This is a genomic window from Marinobacter santoriniensis NKSG1 (assembly GCF_000347775.1).
Classification (GTDB): Bacteria; Pseudomonadota; Gammaproteobacteria; order Pseudomonadales; family Oleiphilaceae; genus Marinobacter; species Marinobacter santoriniensis.
In genome coordinates this window covers 307,040-329,463 of the sequence record NZ_APAT01000015.1, presented here as the reverse complement: position 1 = coordinate 329,463, position 22,424 = coordinate 307,040, and the positions used below count along the sequence as shown (strand labels likewise).

The window sequence follows — 22,424 nt, the reverse complement described above, 5'->3', positions numbered from 1 at the left end:
CCGCCATGTCTTTTACCGTCGTCATTCCGGCCCGTTATGCGTCCAGTCGGCTACCTGGCAAGCCGCTTGCCGATATTGCCGGCAAGCCTATGATTCAGCATGTCTGCGAACGCGCCCGGGAGAGCGAGGCAGCCCGCGTGGTGGTGGCCACAGACGACGAGCGTATCCGCGATGCCTGCACCGCGTTTGGTGCAGAGGTGGTTATGACCTCACCGGATCATGCCAGCGGCACCGATCGCCTGGAGGAGGTGGTGCGCGAACTCGATCTGGACAATGACCACCGGATCATCAATGTGCAGGGTGACGAGCCCCTGATTCCCCCGGTCCTGATCAACCAGGTGGCCGAGAATCTGGACCGCTATCCCGAAGCGGCAATTGCGACCCTGTGTGAACGACTCCATGACATCGACTCCGTTTTCAATCCGAACGTGGTCAAAGTGGTTTTTGACGAACAGGGTATGGCGCACTATTTCAGCCGTGCGCCGATTCCCTGGGCCCGTGACCAGTGGCCCGCCGGAATCCGGCCCGAAAGGGGCGACGTTTCTCTCCCGGAGGGTATTGGTTATTTCCGTCACATCGGGATCTATGGCTATCGGGCAAGTGTGCTTCGAGACTTTGTGGCCTGGCCGGTGGCGCCCACAGAACGCGCGGAGTCGCTGGAACAGTTGCGGGCGCTCTACCACGGTGCCCGGATTCATGTCGACATTGCGTCAGTAAAACCGCCGGCCGGTGTGGATACCGAGACCGATCTTGATCGGGTTCGCGCGTGGCTGGCTTCGACTCGGGAGGAATAAATGAGTGAGCCGGTGAAGGTTCTGTTCGTGTGTCTGGGAAATATCTGTCGGTCTCCGAGTGCGGAGGGCGTGTTCCGGCACCTGGTTGGGCAGGCAGGCCTGGCAGACCGTATTCACATAGATTCCTGTGGCACAGGCAACTGGCATGTCGGCAAGTCACCCGATGCCCGGGCACTGGCAGCAGCTCGTCAACGGGGCATCGATATCAGTGACCTTCGGGCGCGTCAGATCACCGAGCAGGATCTTGATTGCCACGACTACATACTGGTCATGGACCGGCAGAACCTGGCCGATGTAAAAGATCTCTGGCATCAGAACGGCGGAACCGAGCCGGCGCTGTTTCTGAGCTTCGGGACCAGTTCCCACAAGGAAGTCCCCGATCCCTATTACGGGGGAGAGGAAGGATTCGAGCAGGTGCTGGATCTGATTCAGGACGCCGGAGAGGGTTTGCTGAACGACATCCGGGAGCGGATCGGTTGAACCACCCGTTATCGATACGCGAGTGCGTCGATCTTCAGGCCTTCAACACCCTGGACGTTGACGCAAACGCCCGCTATTTCCTCGATCTGGAACATGAAGAGCAGGTGCCAGTTGCCCTGGATTGGGCAATGGATCGCGATCTGGAGGTGCTGGTCCTCGGAGGCGGCAGTAACCTGCTGTTCGCTGGCGAATTCCCCGGCCTGGTCATTCACATGGCCAATCGTGGCAGGCATTGGGAGCGGGTGGATGGCGACGAAGCGACGCTGGTGCTGGCGGCCGGCGAGAACTGGCATGAATCCGTGCTCTATGCCGCAAGCTCGGGCTATCGCGGTATTGAGAACCTCGCGCTCATTCCCGGAACAGCCGGTGCAGCGCCGGTCCAGAATATCGGCGCCTACGGTGTCGAGCTGTGCAATACTTTGGAATCCGTCACTGCTTATGACCGTAAATCCCGGCAGTGGTGTTGCCTGGATACCGGAGACTGTCGGTTTGACTACCGTGACAGCCTGTTCAAACATGAGCCCGGCCGCTATCTGATCACGGCAATCCGACTGCGTCTGTCTCGTGCTCGTCCGCTCCAGCTGGGCTATCGGGATCTCGAGGAATACCTTGCCAACCTGCCTCAGAAGAACCTGGATCCACTGGCGGTGGCAGAGGCTGTGATGGCGATTCGGCGCCGAAAACTGCCGGATCCCTGTCAATTGCCGAATGCTGGCAGTTTTTTCAAGAACCCGGTGATCACGGATGCTGCGTATGAAGCTCTGAAGGCTACCTATCCGGACATGCCGGCCTATCCCCAGCGCAGGGGCGTGAAAGTGGCGGCTGCGTGGCTTATTGATCAATGTGGCTGGAAAGGCTACCGGAACGAGCGTGTCGGCGTCCATAACCACCAGGCACTGGTATTGATCAATCATTCCGGAGGAAGTGGTGGAGACATCCTGGCGCTGGCGGCGAGGATCCGGGCCTCGGTGAAGGAACGATTCGGTATTGTGCTTGAAATGGAGCCCGGCGTTGTGGGTGGCGACGGGCTCCCTTCAGTCAGCGGTTGATCAGAGGCCTTTGCGCGGTGACGCGTTGATCAGGAAGGGCAGGGCTTCAGCAACCGGAATGTCCTGCTTGTCCTCGTCACGGCGCCCCTTGTATTCCAGTGTTCCCGCGGCGAGCCCGCGATCTGACACGACAAATCGGTGAGGGATCCCGATCAGTTCCATGTCTGCAAACTTCACCCCGGGGCGTTCGTTACGATCATCGATCAGCACGTCGAAACCGGCCTGGCGAAGCTGCTCGTAAAGTTTTTCACCTGCCTCCGCGACGGTCGGCGACTTGTGCGCATTGAGGGTGACGATGGCCACTTCGAACGGTGCGATGGCGTCCGGCCAGATGATGCCTTTATCGTCGTGGTTCTGCTCAATGGACGCGGCAACGATGCGGGACACACCGACACCGTAGCAACCCATTTCCATGACGACGCTCTTGCCATTTTCGTCGAGTACGGTGGCATTCATTGCCTTGCTGTATTTGTTGCCCAGCTTGAAGATATGGCCGACCTCAATACCGCGGCGAATCTCGAGCGTTCCCTTGCCATCCGGGCTCGGATCTCCCTCGACCACATTACGCAGGTCTTCAACGCGTCCCAGCGCCGCATCGCGATCCCAGTTTACGCCGGTCAGGTGGTAATCGTCGCGATTTGCACCGCAGACAAAATCGGCCAGATGTGCGGCACTGCGATCCACAATGCAAGGAACCGGCAGGTTTACCGGGCCGATGGAGCCGGGCTCGCAGCCGATCACGCGCTTGATTTCCTCGTCGGTGGCCATGGTGAGGGGCTCGGCGACGCCGGGCAGGTTTTCGGCCTTGATTTCGTTCAGGGTGTGATCGCCCCGAAGAATCAGCGCCACCAGGCCAGACTTGCCGTTTTCGTCCTCTTCCGCCTTGACCAGCAGTGTTTTGACCGTTCTTGTGGCATCGATATCAAGGAAGGCCGCAATAGCGTCGATGGTGCGTTGGCCCGGGGTCGCGACCTCTTTCATCTGCTCGGCCGGACTGGGGCGTTCGCCAGCCGGAGCAACCGCTTCCGCTTTTTCAATGTTGGCGGCATAGTCGCTCTCGGTACTGAATACGATATCGTCCTCACCCGAGGAGGCGAGAACGTGGAATTCGTGCGATGCGCTACCGCCAATGGCGCCGGAGTCGGCCTGTACCGGACGGTAGTCCAGCCCCAGGCGGTCGAAGATGCTGCAATAGGTCCGATGCATCACCTGGTAGGTCTCATTCAGTGATTCCGCATCCAGATGGAAGGAGTAGGCGTCCTTCATGATGAACTCACGGGCGCGCATCACACCGAAGCGGGGGCGGCGTTCATCCCGGAATTTGGTCTGGATCTGATAGAAGTTCGCGGGAAGCTCCTTGTAGCTTTTCACTTCGTTGCGGATCAGGTCAGTGATGACCTCTTCATGGGTCGGGCCAAAACAGAACTCACGACCGTGGCGATCGTTCATCCGCAGCAGTTCACCCCCATACTGGGTCCAGCGCCCGGATTCCTGCCAGAGTTCCGCGGGCTGTACCGCGGGCATCAGGACCTCCTGAGCGCCGCTCTTGTCCATTTCTTCACGAACAATACGTTCAACCTTCCGCAGGGTACGCAACCCCATTGGTAGCCAGGTGTAGAGCCCCGCCGCCAGCTTGCGGATCATGCCGGCACGAAGCATCAGCTGATGGCTGATGATCTCGGCGTCTGCAGGGGTCTCTTTCTGGGTAGCTATCAGGTAACGGCTTGCTCGCATTGTCTCTTCCGTTTGATGTGGATCAGGGGTTGTTAGACTAATGGACAGGCGGGTGACCGCCGCCCTTGTCCCGATTTGTCGTAAAGTGGTCATTATTGTACGGAGCAAGCCTGACAAGGTACAGATGATGACCGATGAAACTGTCGATGTTGCCCCGCGCCGCCGGCCGGTGCAGGCACGGAGCCGCGAACGGGTCGATACCATTCTCAGAAACGCCGCCGGGATCTTTGACGAGATCGGCGTTGACGCAGCCAGTATGTCCGCCATTGCCCGCAGATCCGGAATGTCCCTGGCGTCGTTGTATCGTTACTTCCCCAACAAGGCCGCTGTAGTCCATGCCATCGCAGAACTGCATGTCGAGAAGATGGAAAAAGCGTTGAGGCAGCGACTGCCCGAGCTGGCGTTGACGGACGCGGTGGATGTGCTGATCGATCAGTTCTACGAATTCTACCGGACCGAGCCTGCGTACTCGGCGATCTGGAGTGGTGTGGAGGCCATGCCGGAACTCCGCGACCTGGACCTGCGCGAGCTCTACAGCAACGCCGAAGAACTGGATGCCCGGTTGCGGGTTGAGTGCCCGCAGATCCCGGCGGCCCGCCGCTGGACCGCGAGCCTGCTTTTGCCCAGGTCGGCGGGCAACATCCTTCGGCTGGCGGTCACGCTCCCCGAGGAACAGGGCCGGCAGCTGGTGGAAGAACTCAAGTGCATGGCCGGCGCCTATGTCCGCGAGCTGATCCGCTGACTCAGGACAGATAGCCCAGTGGCAGCGCCGTACTGTCGATGACACGGCGCAGAACAAAGCTGGAATGCACACCACTGACGCCCTGGATCCGGGTGATGTGGTTGAGCAGAAAGTGGTGGTAATGGTCCATGTCCGGCACCACGACTTTCAGCATGTAGTCGGCATCCTGACCGGTAATGAGATAGCATTCCTGCACTTCCGGGTAGCCCGCCACCTTTTCCTCAAATGCTGCAAACCGCTCCGGCGTGTGCCGGTCCATGCCGATCAGAATAATGGCCGTCAGGGAAAGCCCCAGCTTCTTGTGATCCAGCACCGTGGCCCGCCGCACAATGACACCGGACTCTTCCAGGGCCCGGACCCGTCTCAGGCAGGGTGACGGCGACAGGCCGACTTTCTCGGCAAGTTCCTGGTTGGTCAGTGATCCGTCTTGTTGAAGCTCTTCGAGAATCCGGCGGTCGGTTCGGTCGATCTTTACGAGTTCCCTGGACGCAGGAAGCATAAAATAGCCCTTATCAGTTATAAACAGATATTTAATGCTAAAAATAACGTCAGATGCCATTAAATAGCAATCAAATATCCCGCCATCCGCGTTAGCATGGTCTCTGAATCGAGACATTCTGCCGTCACTTTCAAGGATTTCGTTCCATGGCTTTTGATCATCGCAAATACGTGGCATTCGAACCCATACGGAAAACCGACCGTCGTTGGCCGGACCGAGTTATCGAGCGGGCACCGGATTGGTGTGCTGTCGATCTTCGGGACGGTAACCAGGCACTGGTGAAGCCGATGTCGGTCGCTCAGAAACAGCGGTTGTTTGATTTGCTGGTCAAGCTGGGGTTCAAGGAAATCGAAATCGGCTTTCCGGCGGCCAGCCAGCCTGACTTCGACTTCTGCCGGAAGTTGATTGAAGAGAACCGTATCCCGGATGACGTGCAGATTCAGGTTCTGACCCAGGCCCGGCCGGAGCTCATTGAGCGCACTTACGAAGCTCTGCAGGGAGCGAAGCGCGCGATTGTCCATGTCTACAACTCCACCTCGACGGTACAGCGCGAACAGGTCTTTGGCATGGATCGCGAGGGCATTCGAGACATCGCCATCAACGGTGCCCGCGTGGTTCGGGACATCGCGACCCGGTATCCGGATACCGAGTGGACGTTCCAGTATTCGCCGGAGAGCTTTACCGGTACAGAGCTGGATTTCGCGGCTGAAGTGATCGATGCAGTGACCGAAGTGTGGCGCCCGGACCAGGGGCAGCCGGTTATCATCAATCTTCCGGCGACCGTTGAAATGGCTACGCCGAATGTCTTTGCTGATCAGATCGAATGGATTTGCGACAGGATCCAGCGTCGCGAACACATCCGCATCAGCGTGCATACCCACAATGATCGGGGCTGCGCGGTAGCGGCCGCTGAACTGGCGGTTATGGCCGGTGCCGATCGGGTTGAGGGAACCTTGATGGGCAATGGCGAGCGGACCGGGAACATGGATCTGGTGACCATGGCCATGAATCTTTATTCCCAGGGAATCGATCCAACGCTGGATCTGTCAGGGATGGCGGAAATCACCGAAGTGGTTGAAGCCTGCACCGAAATCTCTACTCATCCCCGCCACCCCTATGCCGGTGAACTGGTATTCACGGCCTTCTCCGGAAGTCACCAGGATGCGATCCGGAAGTGCCTGTCCCGTCGCCGGGAAGGGGATGTATGGAACGTCGCCTACCTGCCGATTGATCCATTCGATGTGGGGCGTCGCTACGAAGAGGTGGTCCGGATTAACAGTCAGTCCGGCAAGGGCGGCGTTGCCTACGTGTTGGAGCGCGATTACAACATCAGCCTTCCTCGTTGGCTGCAGATCGAATTCAGCAAGGTCGTTCAGCGTGAGGCAGAAACGGACGGTGGTGAAATCGACTCCCATACCATCCACCGCCTGTTCGAAGAACGTTATCTGCGGATCCTGCCGGACTGGACCCTGCGATCCTACGATTTGCACCGGGACGACAACGGGGTTCGGGCTGACGTGACCATCGGTGACCCCGTGGCGCCGGTTCGGCTGGACGGTCGGGGGCTGGGCGCCGTCGAAGCGGTATCGGCAGCCCTGGAAAGCCGGTTTGGCGTTGCCATTGCCGTTGAGGCCTACGACGAGTTTGCGCTCGGCGAAGGTACCAATGCCAATGCACTGGCCTGCATTCGGCTGACGGTAGATGGTCAACATTGCAGCGCAGCGGCGCTGGCGGAAGATACCACCTCGGCAACCCTGCAGGCGCTGTTTTCCGCGGTGGCCCAGGCTGTGGGCGAAAGGGTGCCGGACGCGAGGCCCGAACTCGAGACAACGGACGCCTGACCAATCGCTCAGGCACAAAAAAGCCGGCAGTGCGCCGGCTTTTACGTTTCCTCTGCCCGTGAGGGGCAAGGGACGGTCAACGCAACCGGTTTACACCGGTGTTACGTTTTCCGCCTGGGGACCTTTCGGGCCCTGCGTCACGGTGAACTGCACCTGCTGACCTTCGGTCAGGGTACGGAACCCGGAAGCGTTGATTGCACTGTAGTGAACGAAAACGTCACTGCCACCATCCTGAGCGATGAAGCCAAAGCCCTTGGACTCGTTGAACCACTTCACGTGGCCGGTTTTGGTATCGGACATTGATCTTTCCTGTCTTTCAAAAATTTGCCCTCACGGGACCTTCATATTCCATGACGGAATCCTGCTGAGAAATCCAGAGAGTACTGAGGAAGGGGCAACGAAGAGCACTTCGGCAGGACGTTGTAACGCACATTCACCAAATACCGCTGTATTTTCACAGCAATTTCAGTATAGACCGACTTCGGGAGCCGTCAACGCTTTTTTTGATGGCTTCAATTGGTTGAAAATTCAGGCTTTGTCGGGTGTTTCCGCCGCACAGCAACAAAGAAAACGGAGCCTCGCGAAGGAGGCCCCGTTTCAGCTCTGTGAGGTACGTTCTAGCGGCGGAACTGTTCGCTGATTTCCTCCAGGATAGAGGGGTCATCGATCGTGCTGGGTACCGTGTACTCCTCGCCGTCGGCGATCTGCCGGATGACTCGCCGGAGAATCTTGCCTGACCGGGTCTTGGGCAATCGCTCGACCACCATGGCTCGACGGAAGCAGGCGATCGCGCCGATCTTGTCGCGGACCATCTCGACGAGTTCCTCTTCCAGCTCGTCATGATCGATGGTGGCGCCATCCTTGATCAGTACCAGTCCGATTGGAATCTGCCCCCGCATCTCGTCGTGGGCGCCGACCACGCAACACTCGGCGATGGCCGGGTGGGAGGCGACGACTTCTTCCATCTCGCCGGTGGACAGACGGTGGCCTGCAACGTTAATGACGTCGTCGGTCCGGCCCATCACAAAGACGTAACCGTCGTCGTCGATATAGCCGCCATCACCGGAGCTGTAGTAGCCGGGGATCGGGTCCAGATAGGTCCGGCGGAACCGATCGTCGTCACCCCAGACCGTCTGCATGCAGCCCGGAGGCAGCGGAAGCTTGACGGCAATCTGGCCCTGGGAACCGGCAGGCACCTGGCTGCCGTCCATTTCGACGATCTGGACGTTGTACCCCGGCGACGGCACGGTGGCCGAACCCGGTTTGGTTTCCATCATTTCGATGCCCACCGGATTGCAACAGATGGCCCAGCCGGTCTCTGTCTGCCACCAGTGGTCGAGAATCGGCAGGCCAGTGTGTTCACGGAGCCACTCATAGGTGGGCGGATCCAGACGCTCACCGGCCAGGAAGATGCGCTTGAGCGACCGGACATCGTATTTTTCGAGCTGATCCGCTTCGGGATCTTCTTTGCGGACTGCCCGGAAGGCCGTTGGCGCGGTGAACAGAAGGTTGACGCCGTGGTCCTGTACGACGCGCCAGAAGGCTCCGGCATCGGGCGTTTTCACCGGTTTGCCCTCGTAAAGAATGGTTGTGCAGCCGGCGAAGAGAGGTCCATAGACGATATAGCTGTGGCCGACGACCCAGCCCACATCGGAGGCCGCCCAGTAGACGTCACCGGGATTGGCGTCATAGACCAGTTTCATGCTGTATTTCAGGGCAACCGCATGACCGCCGTTGTCCCGAACCACGCCTTTCGGTTTTCCGGTAGTGCCGGAAGTGTAAAGAATATAGAGGGGATCTGTGGCTTTTACCGGAACCGGATCGGCGGGCTCGGCGCTCGCCATGATGTCATTCCAGTCCAGGTCCCGACCAGTTTGCATGTCAGCCCGGGCCTGGGGACGCTGGAAAACGACGCAGGTGTCCGGCTTGTGGCTTGATTGCTCGATGGCCTTGTCGACCAGGGGTTTGTACTCGATGACGCGAGTCACTTCGATCCCGCAGGAGGCGGTAATCAGCGCTTTCGGTTGGGCATCCTCTATGCGCACTGCCAGTTCGTGGGCGGCAAAACCACCGAACACCACAGAGTGAATGGCTCCGATCCGAGCGCAGGCGAGCATGGCAATGGCCGCCTGGGGAATCATCGGCATGTAGATGATGACCCGGTCGCCCTTGCCGATGCCTCGGGCCTTGAGGGCGCCGGCAAACCGGGCAACTTCTTCCGTTAACTCGTTGTAGGTGTAGGAATGCTGGCTGTTGGTGACGGGGGAGTCGTAGATAAGCGCCTTCTGGTCGCCCCGGCCGGCCCGGATGTTCGCATCCAGTGCTACGTCGCAGGTATTGAGGACGCCATCCGGGAACCAGTCACCGTGGCCGTTATCCTTTGCCTGCCAGACGGTCTCCGGCGCTTTGATCCAGTCAATCTGGCGGGCCTGCTCGCTCCAGAATTCGTCACGCTGGTCAATCGAACGCCGGAACTCGGAGTTGTAATCCATCGATGCCACCTCACTGTGCCTGTTGTTATTTTGCTGTGTAATGCAAACACTTTAGGCCGTTTCAGCGTGTGGACTAGTAGACCATTGGCTTAGTTCTCAGTGCCTTTCGGGCATTTTTCCGTCGTCGTTGACAGAGATCACTTCGGCATCGATGTCGCCGTGGGCCACCCGGGCAGAAATGCGGTCCCCGGGCGACAGTCCGGAGGCTTCCCGTACAATGCTGCCGTCGGGTGCCCGAACGATGGCGTAACCCCGCCCCAGAGTGGCCAGAGGACTGACAACGTTGAGGGTCTGGGCCAGGTGCTCCATCGCATTGCGTCGATTTGCCAGAATTGCCTGGATGGCGGTGCTCAATCCGCGTTCGATGGTTGTGACCTTTTCGCTGTTGGCCGCGAGCAGCTTGCGGGGGGACTGCATATTCAGACGCTGAGCGAGGTGACTGCTGCGCACCTCCAGTCGCTCCAGCCGCTGTGTCATGGCCTTGCCGAGCCGGATTTCCAGCTCGTCCATGCGCTGGGCCTTTTCCTGGAGATCCCGTCTCGGATCCCGAAGCCGCGTCCGCAGGTGTTCCAGTTGCACCGAAAAGCGTTTGAGGGCCGCCCTTGCGGCATTGCCCAGGCGTAGCTCCTGTTCTGCAAGCTGGCGCAGCCAGTGCCCGAGGTCCGGGGAAATCTTTTCTGCGGCCGCGGACGGTGTGGGTGCCCGCAAGTCGGCGACGAAGTCGGCGATGGTGACATCCACTTCGTGCCCGACAGCGCTGACCGTCGGCAGGGTGCAAGCGGCAATCGCACGGGCCACCGCTTCCTCGTTGAAACACCAGAGATCTTCCAGTGATCCGCCCCCGCGACCAATGATGAGTACGTCGGCAACCCCATGGGACTGGGCGTTCCCGATGGCCCGGACAATATCCTGGGTTGCTGCCTGACCCTGGACCGCCGTGGGGTAAAGTGTGACCGGAATGGCGGGGCACCGCCGAGCCAACACCGTGAGGATGTCATGAATGGCCGCCCCGGTCGGTGAGGTGACAACCCCGATGTGTCGTGGCATCGACGGAATCGGCTTCTTTCTGGCGGGGTCGAACAGCCCCTCTCCATGGAGCTTCCGTTTGAGCGCCTCGAAGGCCTGCTGCAGCGCCCCCAGGCCAGCGGGTTCGATATGCTCGACAATGATCTGGAAATCGCCACGATTTTCGTAGAGCGTCACCTTGCCCCGGATGCGGACCTGGTCACCTTCCTTGGGTATGGATCTGATGCGCTGATTGGCGCCACGGAACATTGCACAACGAACCTGGCACTTCTTGTCCTTGAGTGAGAAATACCAGTGACCGGAAGACGGACGGGACAGGCTGGACAATTCGCCCTCCACCCAGACCTGCATGAAGCTGGATTCCAGCAGGTGCCGGACCTGGTGGTTGAGTTCGCTGACACTCAGTGCGCGCGCGGCCTGAAGAGTGCTGTTTTCCCCCTGTCCTGAGGGCGGGGAACCGGGAAAGGAAGGCGTCAAAGCCGAGCTCCGTCGTTGGTTATACGCAATAGCCGAAAAAGAGAGAGTAAAAATATCGAAAATTCAGCAAGATGCAACCGAAGCTTAAAAATGGCGCGGTTTACTGTCACCGACCACCACTTTATAATAGATCGATTAAGGATTTTGCTTTGCGGCGCCGCTCAGGGCGCCGTACAGGATTTCCAAACTTAGCACGTTCAAAAGGCGGATCCCAATGCTGCGAATTGCTGAAGAAGCCCTCACATTTGATGATGTTCTGCTTGTTCCCGGATATTCGGAAGTTCTTCCCCATCAGGTCAATCTGCAAACCCAGTTGACCCGCAATATCACCCTGAACATTCCGCTGGTATCTTCTGCCATGGATACCGTCACCGAAGCCGAGCTGGCCATTGCCATGGCCCAGGAGGGCGGTATCGGGATCATGCACAAGAACATGACAGTGGAACAGCAGGCGGCCGCAGTTCGCAAGGTGAAGAAATTCGAAAGCGGTGTGGTCAAGGACCCGATCACCGTATCGCCGGACACTACCGTGCGTGAGTTGGTCGATATCACCTTCGCCAACAACATTTCCGGATTGCCGGTAGTGGATGGCAACGATCTGGTCGGGATTGTGACTGGCCGGGATATCCGTTTCGAAAGCCGGATGGATACTCTGGTCCGGGATATCATGACGCCAAAGGAGAAGCTGGTCACCGTGAAAGAGGGTGCCAGCCTCGAGGACGTCAAGGAACTGCTGCACCGGAACCGTATCGAGAAGGTTCTGGTGGTCAATGACAACTTTGAGCTTCGCGGCCTGATCACGGTGAAGGATATTCAGAAAGCGAAGGACTACCCACTGGCCTGTAAGGATGAGCAGGGTCGGCTCCGGGTCGGTGCAGCGGTCAGCACCGGTGGTGACACCGAAGCCCGTATCTCGGCGCTGGCTGAAGCTGGCGTGGATGTGATCGTTGTTGATACCGCCCATGGCCATTCCAAAGGCGTTGTCGACCGGGTTCGCTGGGTGAAGCAGAATTTCCCGGAAGTTCAGGTGATTGGCGGCAATATCGCGACCTCGGATGCGGCCATTGCCCTGGCGGATGCCGGCGCGGACGCCGTGAAGGTCGGCATTGGTCCCGGGTCCATCTGTACTACCCGTATTGTTGCGGGCATCGGCGTGCCCCAGATTTCGGCAGTATCCAATGTTGCGGCTGCGCTCAAGGATCGCGGTGTTCCGCTGATCGCCGACGGTGGCGTGCGGTTCTCCGGTGATATTGCCAAGGCGATTGCCGCTGGCGCCCACAGTGTCATGATTGGCAGCCTGCTCGCGGGCACAGACGAAGCACCGGGCGAAGTTGAGCTGTACCAGGGCCGGAGCTACAAAGCCTACCGCGGTATGGGCTCCCTGGGTGCCATGGGGCAGGGGTCCAGTGACCGCTACTTCCAGGATGCCAGCAAAGGCATCGAAAAGCTGGTGCCGGAAGGTATCGAAGGCCGTGTTGCCTGCAAGGGCCCGATGCGCAACATCGTTCACCAGTTGATGGGCGGTCTCCGGGCATCCATGGGTTACACCGGTAGCGCCACCATGGAAGAAATGCGCACCAAGCCCGAATTTGTCCGCATTACCAACGCGGGTATGCGTGAGAGTCACGTCCACGATGTGACGATCACCAAGGAAGCCCCCAACTATCGCATCGGTTAATCAACGTACCTGACTGAACGCGGCTCCCATCGAGCCGCGTTGTTTCTTCCTGATCCGAGGATTTCATGGCCCAGAACATTCATGACCACCGCATCCTGATTCTTGATTTCGGTTCCCAGTACACCCAGCTCATTGCCCGGCGTGTCCGGGAGATCGGCGTCTATTGTGAGATCAAGGCGTTCGACATTACCGATGAAGAGCTGGAGGCATTTCGCCCCAAGGGCATTGTGCTTGCCGGTGGCCCGGAGTCAGTCACGCAGTTGGGCGGCCCGCGGGCGCCGGAAGGGCTGTTCGAACGCGGTATCCCGGTTCTGGGAATATGCTACGGCATGCAGACCATGGCCGAGCAGCTCGGCGGCCGGGTGGCCAGTTCCGACAAGCGTGAGTTTGGCTACGCGCAGGTCAAGGTCCGTGCCAAGGGGCCTCTGCTTCAGGACATAACGGATCACCTGACCGCCACAGGCGAGTCCCTCCTGGACGTCTGGATGAGCCATGGCGATAAAGTGGTAGGTCTGCCCGAAGGTTTTGAGCTGCTGGCCTCCACAGAGAGCGCGCCGATTGCGGCAATGCAGGATCTGAGTCGAAACCTTTACGGTGTTCAGTTCCATCCGGAAGTGACTCACACCCTGCAGGGTAAGCGTATTCTCGAGCACTTTGTGCTGGACATCTGCGGGTGCGAGGCGCTCTGGACCCCGGCGAAGATCGTCGATGATGCAGTCAGACAGATTCGGGAGCAGGTCGGTAACGACAAGGTCCTGTTGGGTCTGTCCGGGGGCGTGGACTCATCCGTGACCGCCGCGCTGCTTCACAAGGCGATCGGTGATCAGCTGACCTGTGTGTTCGTGGATAACGGCCTTCTTCGTCTGCACGAAGGCGACCAGGTTATGGACATGTTCGCCAGCAACATGGGTGTGAAGGTTATCCGTGTGGATGCCGAGGACCTGTTCCTGTCCAAGCTCAAGGGCGTGGATGATCCGGAGCAGAAGCGGAAAATCATCGGGAATACGTTCATCGATGTTTTCGACGACGAAGCGGCGAACATCAAGGACGTCAACTGGCTGGCTCAGGGAACCATCTATCCCGATGTCATCGAGTCGGCAGCATCCAAGACCGGCAAGGCCCATGTGATCAAGTCTCACCACAACGTTGGTGGCCTGCCGGAAACCATGAAGATGAAGCTCGTGGAACCGCTCCGGGAGCTGTTCAAGGACGAGGTTCGTCGCATTGGCCTGGAGCTCGGGCTCCCCTACGACATGGTGTATCGTCACCCATTCCCGGGTCCCGGACTGGGGGTCCGCATCCTGGGCGAAGTCCGTAAGGAATATGCGGATATCCTGCGCCGGGCGGATGCCATCTTCCTGGAGGAGCTGCATCGGGCGGATCTTTACCACAAGACCAGCCAGGCGTTTGCCGTGTTCCTGCCGGTGAAATCGGTAGGGGTGGTGGGCGACCAGCGCCGGTATGAATACGTGGTGGCTCTCCGCGCCGTCGAAACCGTGGATTTCATGACGGCGCGTTGGGCACATTTGCCGTATGACCTGCTTGAGAAAGTGTCCAACCGGATCATCAATGAGATCACCGGCGTGTCTCGTGTGACTTACGACATTTCATCCAAGCCACCGGCAACCATCGAGTGGGAATGATTCGTCGCTGATCCGGGACATGGCAGACACTCTCAGTGAAGACGAACAATGGATGGCGCGGGCGCTCGAGCTCGCCGGCCATGCGCGGCGCCAGGACGAGGTGCCGGTGGGTGCCGTTGTTGTTCTTGACGGCCGTGAAATAGGAGCAGGCTACAATGCTCCGATCAGTAGCTGCGATCCGACCGCTCACGCCGAGATACGGGCATTGCGGGATGCTGCGGCTCGGGTGGGAAATTACCGCCTTGCCGGGGCGACGCTTTACGTAACGCTGGAGCCTTGTACGATGTGCGTAGGCGCCATTGTCCATGGCCGGATCAGCCGGTTGGTCTATGGTGCCGTTGAGCCAAAGGCGGGAGCCGTCGAGTCGGCCCGTCGCACGCTCGAGGAACCTCACCTCAACTGGTCGGTGGTGGCCACGGGCGGTGTACTTGGCGAACGCTGCGGTAACATGATCAGCGATTTTTTCAGTCGACGTCGCGAAGATATCCGGCGCAGACGCCAGTCATCTTCAGGGAAGGAGTAATCGGTACCATGAAAGTCCTTGTTACAGGTGGAGCCGGCTATATCGGCAGTCATGTGGTTCGTCAACTGGATCGGGCGGGCCACGATATTGTGGTGTTTGATAACCTCTCGACAGGTTACCGTTGGGCGGTCACGGCCGGAGAGCTGGTCGTGGGGGACCTGGCGGATGAGGGCGCCATTGATGCGCTGTTCTCGGCCCACGACTTCGACGCCGTCCTGCATTTCGCGGCCCATATTGTGGTGCCGGAATCGGTATCCAATCCTCTGAAGTATTACAGCAACAACACCCGGAATACCCTGAACCTTCTGAAAGCAGTGGAAAAGCACCGGGTTCCCTACATGGTGTTTTCGTCCACTGCGGCAGTATACGGGATGCCGGATCAGCAGGTGCTGACCGAAGACCTTCCACTGGCGCCGATCAACCCGTACGGCGCGTCCAAGATGATGAGTGAGCGGATGATCATGGATCTGTCCGCCGCCTCCTCTCTGAAACACGTGATCCTCCGCTATTTCAACGTTGCTGGCGCCAATCCAGACGGCTTGCTGGGCCAGGCCACGCCGGATGCCACTCACCTCATCAAGGTGGCCTGTGAATGCGTCACCGGGCAGAGAGAGGGGATGAGTGTATTCGGTACCGACTACGACACCCGGGATGGCACCTGCGTTCGTGACTACATCCACGTGGAGGACCTGGCGAAGGCACACGTGATGGCGCTCGACTACATGGCCGCCGGCGGCGACTCGAAAGTGCTCAACTGCGGCTATGGCCGGGGCTTTACCGTCCGTGAGGTGATTGATGTCGTCAAGCGGCTCTCGGGCAAGGATTTTCCGGTTGCAGAAACGGGCCGGCGGGCAGGGGATCCCGAGGCGTTGATGGCGGACAATACCCGCATTCGCGAGGTACTTGGCTGGGTGCCGGATTACGACGACCTCGAGACGATTGTTCGCACCGCACTGGACTGGGAAGCCGTTTGGCAGAAGAAAAAGGCCGCCGGCTCTGACTGAATTTCAATCATTGACCATTTAACGGATAACGGGATAGCAATCCATGAAAATCACGATTTTTGGTACTGGGTATGTTGGACTGGTCACCGGGGCATGCCTGGCGGATGTTGGTCACGACGTGCTCTGTATGGACGTGGACCAGAACAAGATTGAAAAGCTCAAGAACGGACACATCCCGATCTATGAGCCGGGGCTTGAGGATATCGTCAAGCACACGGTCGAGGCCGGCCGTCTCGCATTCACGACCGATACCGAAGAAGCGGTCAGGCACGGTGCGCTGCAGTTCATCGCGGTTGGGACGCCTCCGGATGAAGACGGCTCTGCCGATCTCCAGTATGTGCTGGCGGTTGCCAAGTCCATTGGCCAGTACATGGAGGAATACAAGGTCATCGTCGACAAGTCCACGGTGCCTGTCGGTACCGGTGACAAGGTCAAGGCTGCCGTGCAGGCACAACTTGATCACCGGAATCTGGAACTCGACTTCGACGTCGTTTCCAACCCCGAGTTTCTGAAAGAAGGCGCCGCCATCAACGACTTCATGAAGCCGGACCGGATCGTTGTCGGCACTGACAGCGAAAAGGCAACGGAGGTTCTGAGGGAAGTCTATTATCCGTTTAACCGCAACCACGACCGGATGATCTTCATGGACATCCGCTCGGCGGAGCTGACCAAGTACGCTGCCAACTCCCTGTTGGCCACCAAGATCAGTTTCATGAACGAAATTGCCAACCTGGCAGAGCGGCTGGGCGCGGATATCGAGGCGGTCCGTCGCGGCATCGGCTCCGATCCGCGTATTGGCTACCACTTCATCTACCCGGGATGCGGTTACGGTGGCTCCTGCTTCCCCAAAGACGTCCAGGCCCTTGCCCGCACGGCCCGGGACTGTGATTACGAGGCCCGGCTGCTGAACGCGGTCGAAGCCGTCAACTACGCCCAGAAGCACGTGCTGTTCGACAAGGTGAGCCACTATTTCGAGGGCAAGCTTGAGGGCAAGGTTGTGGCACTTTGGGGGCTGGCGTTCAAGCCCAACACCGACGATATGCGCGAAGCGTCTTCCCGCACCCTGATGGAAGATCTCTGGAAGGCCGGCGCCTCGGTCCAGGCCTTTGATCCGGAAGCCATGGAGGAAACCCAGCGAATCTATGGTGACCAGGCCGGCCTGACCCTTTGCGGAACCAAGGAGCAGGCACTGAAAGGCGCCGATGTCCTGGTGATCTGCACGGAGTGGAAAGAATTCCGTTCTCCGGATTTTGCGGCTGTGTCAGCGGCCCTGAAAGAGCCGGTGGTTTTCGATGGCCGCAACCTCTACGAACCCGAGATGCTCGAACGCCATGGGCTGATCTACTATGCCATTGGCCGCGGTCGCAACCAGTTTCATTCCGCGGTCTGAATGATGGGAGAAGGGTTCGTCATTCATGAACGGCTGGCCGCGGATACGATACTCCTCGGCCACAGCCGTCTGTGTGAGGTCCGGTTGATGAATGAATCGACCTGGCCCTGGGTTCTTCTGGTGCCCGCAAGCCCGGACATTCGCGAGATCTATGAGTTGTCCGAGGAGCAGCAGCTTCGATTGATGATGGAGTCTTCACGGCTCAGCCGCGGGATGATGGATGCATTCTCCGGTGACAAAATGAACGTCGCCGCTCTCGGCAACATGGTGCCTCAACTCCATATCCATCATATCGTTCGCTACTGCTCTGACCCTGCGTGGCCCGGGCCTGTCTGGGGTACCCGGGCGCCGACGCCTTACACTCCTGACGAGCTCGACCGGTTTCGGGCCCGGATGTCTCCGATCCTGAAAACGCTCGCCTAAATCCGTCCTTCCGGACGGATTTATCCTTGTGGGCCAAAAAAACATGAACGTCAGTTCAGCAAATTGAACCCTCAACGAATTCAGTACGATAACTCTCGAGTGTGACGTACGTCACAAAAACACGCTAACAAGAAGAGTGATCGTATGAACTCAAAAGTGAGGGTAGAGGCCTTTTCCGAGAACCTATCCAAAGTGCCTGAGGGAACGGTATTTCCGGAATCCGATCATGGTCTGGTGCGTTATCGGTATTTTTCCCTGGGAATGCTTGGGGCAACCATTCGGACGGAAGACGGCGAAGATGCCTTCTGTCGGGGTGAAGTCCTGGACTTCGACCGGGACGGTGCCGCGCTGGTTATGGCGGATTCTGCTGTTGGTGTGGACGATCGAATCCGGGTTTGCGTGGAGCCGCTGGACGAACCGGAGGGCGGCACAGAGATTGACTCGCTGAACGCTGTGCTGGCACGGGTGTGTTACGTCACCGCCCTGGAGAAGGCTTTCCGGGTCGGAATTGAATTTCTTTACCCCCGGCAACCGGAGCAGGCCTGGGATATGCTCGGTAAAGCCAGAGCGATTGAGGCGTTGCTGGCGGATAAGGAATCCGGGTTGATTGCCAGGCGAGGCGCGCCGGAAAACTATGTCACCGGCGGTCGCATCCGGTTCGACTGAACGTCTGGTTTTCCCGCTCGGGTTACGCCCGAGCAGCAAGGGCCTGTGAGCCCACCAGAATCATTCTGAGTTCGGTCTTGAGCTTGGCTTTGAGCTCCTCCCGTTCCCGGGCAGTGGCGTCGAGTGCTTCGGCGCCCTGGTTGAACACCAGGGTGACCATGGCTTCGGCCACGACCCTCGCGTCCGAGAGGGGCTTGTTCTGTTCGTCGGCGAATCGGCGCAGGTCGTCGGCGAGTTCAGTGACAAAGTGATCGATCTCTGCCTTGACCGCCGTCCGGAACGGTTTCGACACCCCGGTCCGTTCCCTGAGCATCAGGCGGAAAAGGTTCGCGTTGTTGCCCAGGTATTCCATGAACGTATCCACGGAGGTCGAGATAGCGCTGCCATCCCGGGCAATGCGTTTTCTCGCCTGGCGCATCAGTTGGCGCAGAGCCACGCCCCCCTCATCGACCAGGGCCAGACCCAGCTCATCCAGTTCTGCAAAATGTCGGTAGAACGACGTGGGGGCAATGCCTGCCTCCCGGGCGACTTCCCTCAGGCTAAGGCTGCCGAACCCTCGATCGGCACTGAGTTGGGCCAGGGCGGCGTCCATCAGCGCACGTCGTGTTCGCAGTTTCTGTTCTGCTCTGGTTGACAAAGTCCGGCTCCGTATACTGCTGAAAGCCCGCATTCTAGCCCCCCGCCAGGACAGAGTCACCCGAACGCGGGAAATGCGAGGAAACACGCCTGATTTTCAAGGCCATTGTGTTTATAATGGGCGGCTTTTCGAACACGCATCTTATTGCACATTTCAGAAACTACGGGAACCGGTATGCGCAGTCATTATTGCGGTGGGATCAACGAATCCCACATCGATCAGGAAGTCACGCTTTGCGGGTGGGTCCACCGTCGTCGTGACCATGGTGGGGTTATTTTCCTGGATCTGCGGGATCGGGACGGTATGTCACAGGTGGTGGTGGATCCCGACACCCCCGAGAGTTTTTCGCTGGCGGAAAAGGTTCGCAGCGAATTCGTGATCAAGGTTACCGGCAGGGTCCGTCGTCGTCCCGCCGGAACCGAGAACAACAACATGCCCACGGGTCAGGTCGAACTGCTTGGCAAGCAGCTGGAGATCCTGAACGCGGCCGCTACGCCGCCGTTCCCGCTGGACGAGCATGTTGATGTCGGCGAGGACGTTCGACTCCGTTACCGGTTTGTGGACCTGCGACGTCCTGAAATGATCAACCGCCTGCGGTTCCGTTCGCGGGTGACCAGCTATATCCGCAACTTCCTGGACAGCAACGGCTTCATGGATGTGGAGACGCCGATCCTGACGCGTGCCACGCCGGAAGGCGCCCGGGATTACCTGGTGCCGAGCCGAACCCATGAAGGATCGTTCTTTGCGCTGCCGCAATCACCGCAATTGTTCAAGCAGCTGCTGATGGTGTCCGGCGTCGACCGGTATTACCAGATTGCCAAGTGTTTCCGGGACGAGGATCTGCGCGCGGATCGCCAGCCGGAATTCACCCAGGTGGATATCGAGGCCTCCTTCGTCGACGAAGAGATCCTGATGTCACTGAACGAGAACATGGTGCGATCCCTGTTCAAGGATGTGCTCGATGTGGAGCTGCCGGAATTCCCGCGTATGCCGCATTCCGAGGCCATGCAGCGTTTCGGCAGTGACAAGCCGGACCTCCGTATCCCCCTGGAACTGGTGGATGTTAACGACCTGGTTGCCGATGTGGACTTCAAGGTTTTCGCCGGCCCGGCGAAAGACCCGAAAGGTCGTGTTGCCGCTCTGCGGGTACCGAAAGGTGGCGAGCTGACCCGGAAGCAGATCGATGACTATACGAAGTTCGTAGGCATCTATGGCGCAAAAGGTCTGGCCTACATCAAGGTCAATGAATTGGCCAAAGGGGTCGAGGGGCTCCAGTCTCCGATCATCAAGTTCCTCGGCGACGACGTGGCACAGGCCATCATGGAGCGCGTGGGCGCGGAAGACGGCGACATCGTTTTCTTTGGTGCCGACAAGACCACTGTGGTGAACGAAGCCCTTGGCGCACTTCGTGTGAAACTGGGGCACGACCTGAACATGCTGACGTCGGAGTGGGCGCCGCTGTGGGTTGTGGATTTCCCGATGTTCGAAGAAACACCGGATGGTGGCCTGACCGCTATCCATCACCCGTTCACGGCTCCCTCATGCACGCCGGAAGAGCTGGCTGCAGATCCCGCCAACGCACTGTCCCGCGCCTATGACATGGTACTCAATGGTACCGAGCTGGGCGGTGGGTCGATCCGTATCCATGATGAGAACATGCAGCAGGCGGTGTTCCGCATTCTGGGTATTGGCGAGGAAGAGGCCCGGGCCAAGTTCGGCTTCCTGCTGGATGCCCTGAAGTTCGGTTGTCCTCCGCACGGCGGCCTGGCCTTTGGTCTGGACCGCCTGGTCATGCTGATGACTGGTGCCTCCTCCATTCGGGATGTCATCGCCTTCCCGAAAACCCAGAGTGCCACCTGTCTGATGACCCAGGCGCCGGGAGAGGTAGACGAGAAGCAGTTGCGTGAACTGCACATTCGTCTGCGTCGTTCTGCAAAGCCGGTTGAGGGCAACAAGGCCGAGGGTAGCGAGTAAATTCTGACAAGTCGGGGGCGGGCCTTTGGCCCGCTCTCCGGACGATGGACGGAGGATTGGTATGGCTGGTCATAGTAAATGGGCCAACATCAAGCATCGCAAGGCGGCACAGGACGCCAAGCGCGGCAAGATCTTCACCAAAATCATCCGGGAGCTGACCGTTGCCGCCCGCCTGGGCGGTGGTGATCCCAACGACAATCCCCGGTTGCGGGCGGTTGTCGACAAGGCTCTGACGGCCAACATGAAAAAGGACACCATTGAGCGGGCCATTGAGCGCGGCGCCGGTGGTGGCGATGACAGCAACTACGAGGAGCTCACCTACGAGGGATATGGCCCGGGCGGTGTGGCTATCTTCGTGGAAGTGATGACAGACAACAAGAACCGGACGGTGGCTGAGGTCCGTCACGCATTCAACAAGTTCGGTGGCAATCTCGGGACCGACGGGTCGGTGGCCTACCTGTTTACCAAACAGGGGATCATCAGCTACAGCCCGGAGGTCGATGGCGACCGGTTGATGGAAGCGGCACTGGAGGCCGGGGCAGAGGATCTGCAGGAGCAAAGCGACGGTTCCTATGAAATCGTCACCACGCCGGAAGAATACCTGGATGTGAAAGAGTCCCTGGTCGGGACAGGTCTGACACCGGACAATTCCGAGGTCACCATGGTGCCTGCCACCCGGGTTGAACTCGATCGTGACGGGGCCGAGACCATCCTCAAGCTGATCGACATGCTGGAGGATCTGGACGACGTCCAGAATGTCTACCACAACGCGGACATTTCCGCTGAGATCATGGAATCCCTCTGATGACCGGGGCCCGCTGACGTGGCGATCATTCTCGGAGTGGATCCCGGATCCCGGATAACCGGTTACGGGATCATTCGCGCCGAAGGCCGACACATCGAATACATCGACAGTGGCTGCATCCGCGTGGGCGACAAGCCCATGGCCCAGCGACTTCAGTCCATCTTCCACAGCCTTGCCACCCTGATCGGAGAGTACCGACCGGAGGAATTCGCCATTGAACAGGTTTTCATGGCGCGCAATCCGGATTCGGCTCTCAAGCTCGGTCAGGCCCGCGGCGCGGCGATTGTCAGTGCCGCCAACAGTGGCCTTGCCGTTCACGAATACTCCGCGCGCCAGGTCAAGCAGGCGGTGGTGGGAAAGGGCAGTGCCGACAAATCCCAGGTCCAGCACATGGTTCAGGCCCTGCTGTCGTTGTCCCGTAAACCCCAGGCCGATGCGGCCGACGCACTCGCCATTGCCCTGTGTCACGCGCACATGAGCCAGAGTGTACTCAAGGTTGCGGCCTCCGGTGGGAAGGTCCGCAGTGGCCGGGTCCGACAACAATGAC

General features: G+C 59.1%; 21 protein-coding genes. 15 read left to right on the top strand and 6 right to left on the bottom strand.

Going from position 1 to position 22,424, the window contains the following annotated elements; all coding sequences use genetic code 11:
- Window positions 1-5: 5 nt before the first annotated feature.
- From kdsB to murB, 3 genes are read left to right on the top strand one after another with little or no spacing between them, the layout of a single operon-like run.
- Window positions 6-794, top strand: coding sequence for a 3-deoxy-manno-octulosonate cytidylyltransferase (kdsB, locus tag MSNKSG1_RS07255; protein ID WP_008938601.1), 789 nt, complete (start codon window positions 6-8; stop codon window positions 792-794).
- Window positions 795-1,274, top strand: coding sequence for a low molecular weight protein-tyrosine-phosphatase (locus MSNKSG1_RS07250; protein ID WP_008938600.1), 480 nt, complete (start codon window positions 795-797; stop codon window positions 1,272-1,274).
- Window positions 1,271-2,323 (top strand): UDP-N-acetylmuramate dehydrogenase, encoded by a 1,053-nt coding sequence (gene murB / locus MSNKSG1_RS07245; protein WP_008938599.1) that lies wholly within the window; start codon window positions 1,271-1,273, stop codon window positions 2,321-2,323. The genes MSNKSG1_RS07250 and murB overlap by 4 nt, the downstream gene beginning before the upstream one ends.
- Here murB and MSNKSG1_RS07240 read toward each other — a convergent pair whose 3' ends face one another.
- Window positions 2,324-4,057 carry a proline--tRNA ligase gene (locus MSNKSG1_RS07240; RefSeq protein WP_008938598.1) on the bottom strand — a complete coding sequence of 578 codons (1,734 nt, stop codon included), beginning with the start codon at window positions 4,055-4,057 and terminating at the stop codon, window positions 2,324-2,326.
- A gap of 127 nt (window positions 4,058-4,184) precedes the next feature.
- Between MSNKSG1_RS07240 and MSNKSG1_RS07235 the strand changes: the two genes are divergently transcribed.
- Window positions 4,185-4,799 (top strand): TetR/AcrR family transcriptional regulator, encoded by a 615-nt coding sequence (locus tag MSNKSG1_RS07235; protein WP_040886798.1) that lies wholly within the window; start codon window positions 4,185-4,187, stop codon window positions 4,797-4,799.
- Between the two features lies 1 nt (window position 4,800).
- Here MSNKSG1_RS07235 and MSNKSG1_RS07230 read toward each other — a convergent pair whose 3' ends face one another.
- Entirely contained in the window at window positions 4,801-5,298 is a 498-nt protein-coding gene (locus MSNKSG1_RS07230) for an Lrp/AsnC family transcriptional regulator (RefSeq protein WP_008938596.1), read from the bottom strand.
- Window positions 5,299-5,444: 146 nt separating this feature from the next.
- Here MSNKSG1_RS07230 and leuA point away from each other — a divergent pair, with 146 nt between their 5' ends.
- Window positions 5,445-7,139: a 2-isopropylmalate synthase gene (leuA, locus tag MSNKSG1_RS07225; RefSeq protein WP_008938595.1), complete on the top strand. Its 1,695-nt coding sequence runs from the start codon at window positions 5,445-5,447 to the stop codon at window positions 7,137-7,139.
- A 90-nt stretch (window positions 7,140-7,229) separates the two neighbouring features.
- Here leuA and MSNKSG1_RS07220 read toward each other — a convergent pair whose 3' ends face one another.
- From MSNKSG1_RS07220 to xseA, 3 genes are all read right to left on the bottom strand, one after another.
- Complete coding sequence (locus tag MSNKSG1_RS07220; RefSeq protein ID WP_008169155.1) at window positions 7,230-7,439, bottom strand: cold-shock protein; 210 nt, start codon at window positions 7,437-7,439, stop codon at window positions 7,230-7,232.
- A 317-nt stretch (window positions 7,440-7,756) separates the two neighbouring features.
- Complete coding sequence (locus MSNKSG1_RS07215; protein WP_227497996.1) at window positions 7,757-9,673, bottom strand: propionyl-CoA synthetase; 1,917 nt, start codon at window positions 9,671-9,673, stop codon at window positions 7,757-7,759.
- A 54-nt stretch (window positions 9,674-9,727) separates the two neighbouring features.
- Window positions 9,728-11,062, bottom strand: a complete 1,335-nt coding sequence (gene xseA / locus MSNKSG1_RS07210; RefSeq protein WP_040886797.1) for an exodeoxyribonuclease VII large subunit — start codon at window positions 11,060-11,062, stop codon at window positions 9,728-9,730.
- Window positions 11,063-11,348: 286 nt separating this feature from the next.
- Between xseA and guaB the strand changes: the two genes are divergently transcribed.
- The 7 genes from guaB (at window position 11,349) to MSNKSG1_RS07175 (ending at window position 18,461) form a co-directional block, all read left to right on the top strand.
- Complete coding sequence (guaB, locus tag MSNKSG1_RS07205; RefSeq protein ID WP_008938592.1) at window positions 11,349-12,812, top strand: IMP dehydrogenase; 1,464 nt, start codon at window positions 11,349-11,351, stop codon at window positions 12,810-12,812.
- Window positions 12,813-12,877: 65 nt separating this feature from the next.
- Complete coding sequence (gene guaA / locus MSNKSG1_RS07200) at window positions 12,878-14,455, top strand: glutamine-hydrolyzing GMP synthase (protein ID WP_008938591.1); 1,578 nt, start codon at window positions 12,878-12,880, stop codon at window positions 14,453-14,455.
- Window positions 14,456-14,474: 19 nt separating this feature from the next.
- Window positions 14,475-14,978 carry a tRNA adenosine(34) deaminase TadA gene (gene tadA, locus MSNKSG1_RS07195; RefSeq protein ID WP_008938590.1) on the top strand — a complete coding sequence of 168 codons (504 nt, stop codon included), beginning with the start codon at window positions 14,475-14,477 and terminating at the stop codon, window positions 14,976-14,978.
- An 8-nt stretch (window positions 14,979-14,986) separates the two neighbouring features.
- Entirely contained in the window at window positions 14,987-15,982 is a 996-nt protein-coding gene (gene galE / locus MSNKSG1_RS07190) for a UDP-glucose 4-epimerase GalE (RefSeq protein WP_008938589.1), read from the top strand.
- A 43-nt stretch (window positions 15,983-16,025) separates the two neighbouring features.
- The gene (locus tag MSNKSG1_RS07185; protein ID WP_008938588.1) at window positions 16,026-17,372 is read left to right on the top strand and encodes a UDP-glucose dehydrogenase family protein; all 1,347 of its coding nucleotides are present in this window, start codon (window positions 16,026-16,028) and stop codon (window positions 17,370-17,372) included.
- Window positions 17,373-17,795, top strand: a complete 423-nt coding sequence (locus MSNKSG1_RS07180) for an HIT domain-containing protein (protein WP_008938587.1) — start codon at window positions 17,373-17,375, stop codon at window positions 17,793-17,795. It abuts the gene before it with no gap.
- Window positions 17,796-17,939: 144 nt separating this feature from the next.
- Entirely contained in the window at window positions 17,940-18,461 is a 522-nt protein-coding gene (locus tag MSNKSG1_RS07175) for a PilZ domain-containing protein (protein WP_008938586.1), read from the top strand.
- Between the two features lie 22 nt (window positions 18,462-18,483).
- Here the strand turns inward: MSNKSG1_RS07175 and fabR are convergent, their stop codons facing one another.
- A complete protein-coding gene (fabR, locus tag MSNKSG1_RS07170; protein WP_040886713.1) occupies window positions 18,484-19,098 on the bottom strand; it encodes an HTH-type transcriptional repressor FabR in 615 nt (204 codons plus the stop codon).
- A 174-nt stretch (window positions 19,099-19,272) separates the two neighbouring features.
- Between fabR and aspS the strand changes: the two genes are divergently transcribed.
- From aspS to ruvC, 3 genes are all read left to right on the top strand, one after another.
- Entirely contained in the window at window positions 19,273-21,072 is a 1,800-nt protein-coding gene (aspS, locus tag MSNKSG1_RS07165) for an aspartate--tRNA ligase (protein WP_008938584.1), read from the top strand.
- A gap of 61 nt (window positions 21,073-21,133) precedes the next feature.
- On the top strand, window positions 21,134-21,877 hold the full coding sequence (locus MSNKSG1_RS07160; RefSeq protein WP_008938583.1) for a YebC/PmpR family DNA-binding transcriptional regulator: 744 nt from the start codon (window positions 21,134-21,136) through the stop codon (window positions 21,875-21,877).
- Window positions 21,878-21,895: 18 nt separating this feature from the next.
- Window positions 21,896-22,423, top strand: coding sequence for a crossover junction endodeoxyribonuclease RuvC (gene ruvC / locus MSNKSG1_RS07155; RefSeq protein ID WP_008938582.1), 528 nt, complete (start codon window positions 21,896-21,898; stop codon window positions 22,421-22,423).
- Window position 22,424 lies beyond the last annotated feature (1 nt).

Excerpts from the sequence above, each read along its gene's own strand:
- kdsB (WP_008938601.1), top strand. The coding sequence starts at position 6 with ATGTCTTTTACCGTCGTCATTCCGGCCCGTTATGCGTCCAGTCGGCTA.
- MSNKSG1_RS07250 (WP_008938600.1), top strand. The coding sequence starts at position 795 with ATGAGTGAGCCGGTGAAGGTTCTGTTCGTGTGTCTGGGAAATATCTGT.
- MSNKSG1_RS07240 (WP_008938598.1), bottom strand. The coding sequence starts at position 4,057 with ATGCGAGCAAGCCGTTACCTGATAGCTACCCAGAAAGAGACCCCTGCA.
- MSNKSG1_RS07235 (WP_040886798.1), top strand. The coding sequence starts at position 4,185 with ATGACCGATGAAACTGTCGATGTTGCCCCGCGCCGCCGGCCGGTGCAG.
- MSNKSG1_RS07230 (WP_008938596.1), bottom strand. The coding sequence starts at position 5,298 with ATGCTTCCTGCGTCCAGGGAACTCGTAAAGATCGACCGAACCGACCGC.
- leuA (WP_008938595.1), top strand. The coding sequence starts at position 5,445 with ATGGCTTTTGATCATCGCAAATACGTGGCATTCGAACCCATACGGAAA.
- MSNKSG1_RS07220 (WP_008169155.1), bottom strand. The coding sequence starts at position 7,439 with ATGTCCGATACCAAAACCGGCCACGTGAAGTGGTTCAACGAGTCCAAG.
- guaB (WP_008938592.1), top strand. The coding sequence starts at position 11,349 with ATGCTGCGAATTGCTGAAGAAGCCCTCACATTTGATGATGTTCTGCTT.
- guaA (WP_008938591.1), top strand. The coding sequence starts at position 12,878 with ATGGCCCAGAACATTCATGACCACCGCATCCTGATTCTTGATTTCGGT.
- tadA (WP_008938590.1), top strand. The coding sequence starts at position 14,475 with ATGGCAGACACTCTCAGTGAAGACGAACAATGGATGGCGCGGGCGCTC.
- galE (WP_008938589.1), top strand. The coding sequence starts at position 14,987 with ATGAAAGTCCTTGTTACAGGTGGAGCCGGCTATATCGGCAGTCATGTG.
- MSNKSG1_RS07185 (WP_008938588.1), top strand. The coding sequence starts at position 16,026 with ATGAAAATCACGATTTTTGGTACTGGGTATGTTGGACTGGTCACCGGG.
- MSNKSG1_RS07180 (WP_008938587.1), top strand. The coding sequence starts at position 17,373 with ATGATGGGAGAAGGGTTCGTCATTCATGAACGGCTGGCCGCGGATACG.
- MSNKSG1_RS07175 (WP_008938586.1), top strand. The coding sequence starts at position 17,940 with ATGAACTCAAAAGTGAGGGTAGAGGCCTTTTCCGAGAACCTATCCAAA.
- aspS (WP_008938584.1), top strand. The coding sequence starts at position 19,273 with ATGCGCAGTCATTATTGCGGTGGGATCAACGAATCCCACATCGATCAG.
- MSNKSG1_RS07160 (WP_008938583.1), top strand. The coding sequence starts at position 21,134 with ATGGCTGGTCATAGTAAATGGGCCAACATCAAGCATCGCAAGGCGGCA.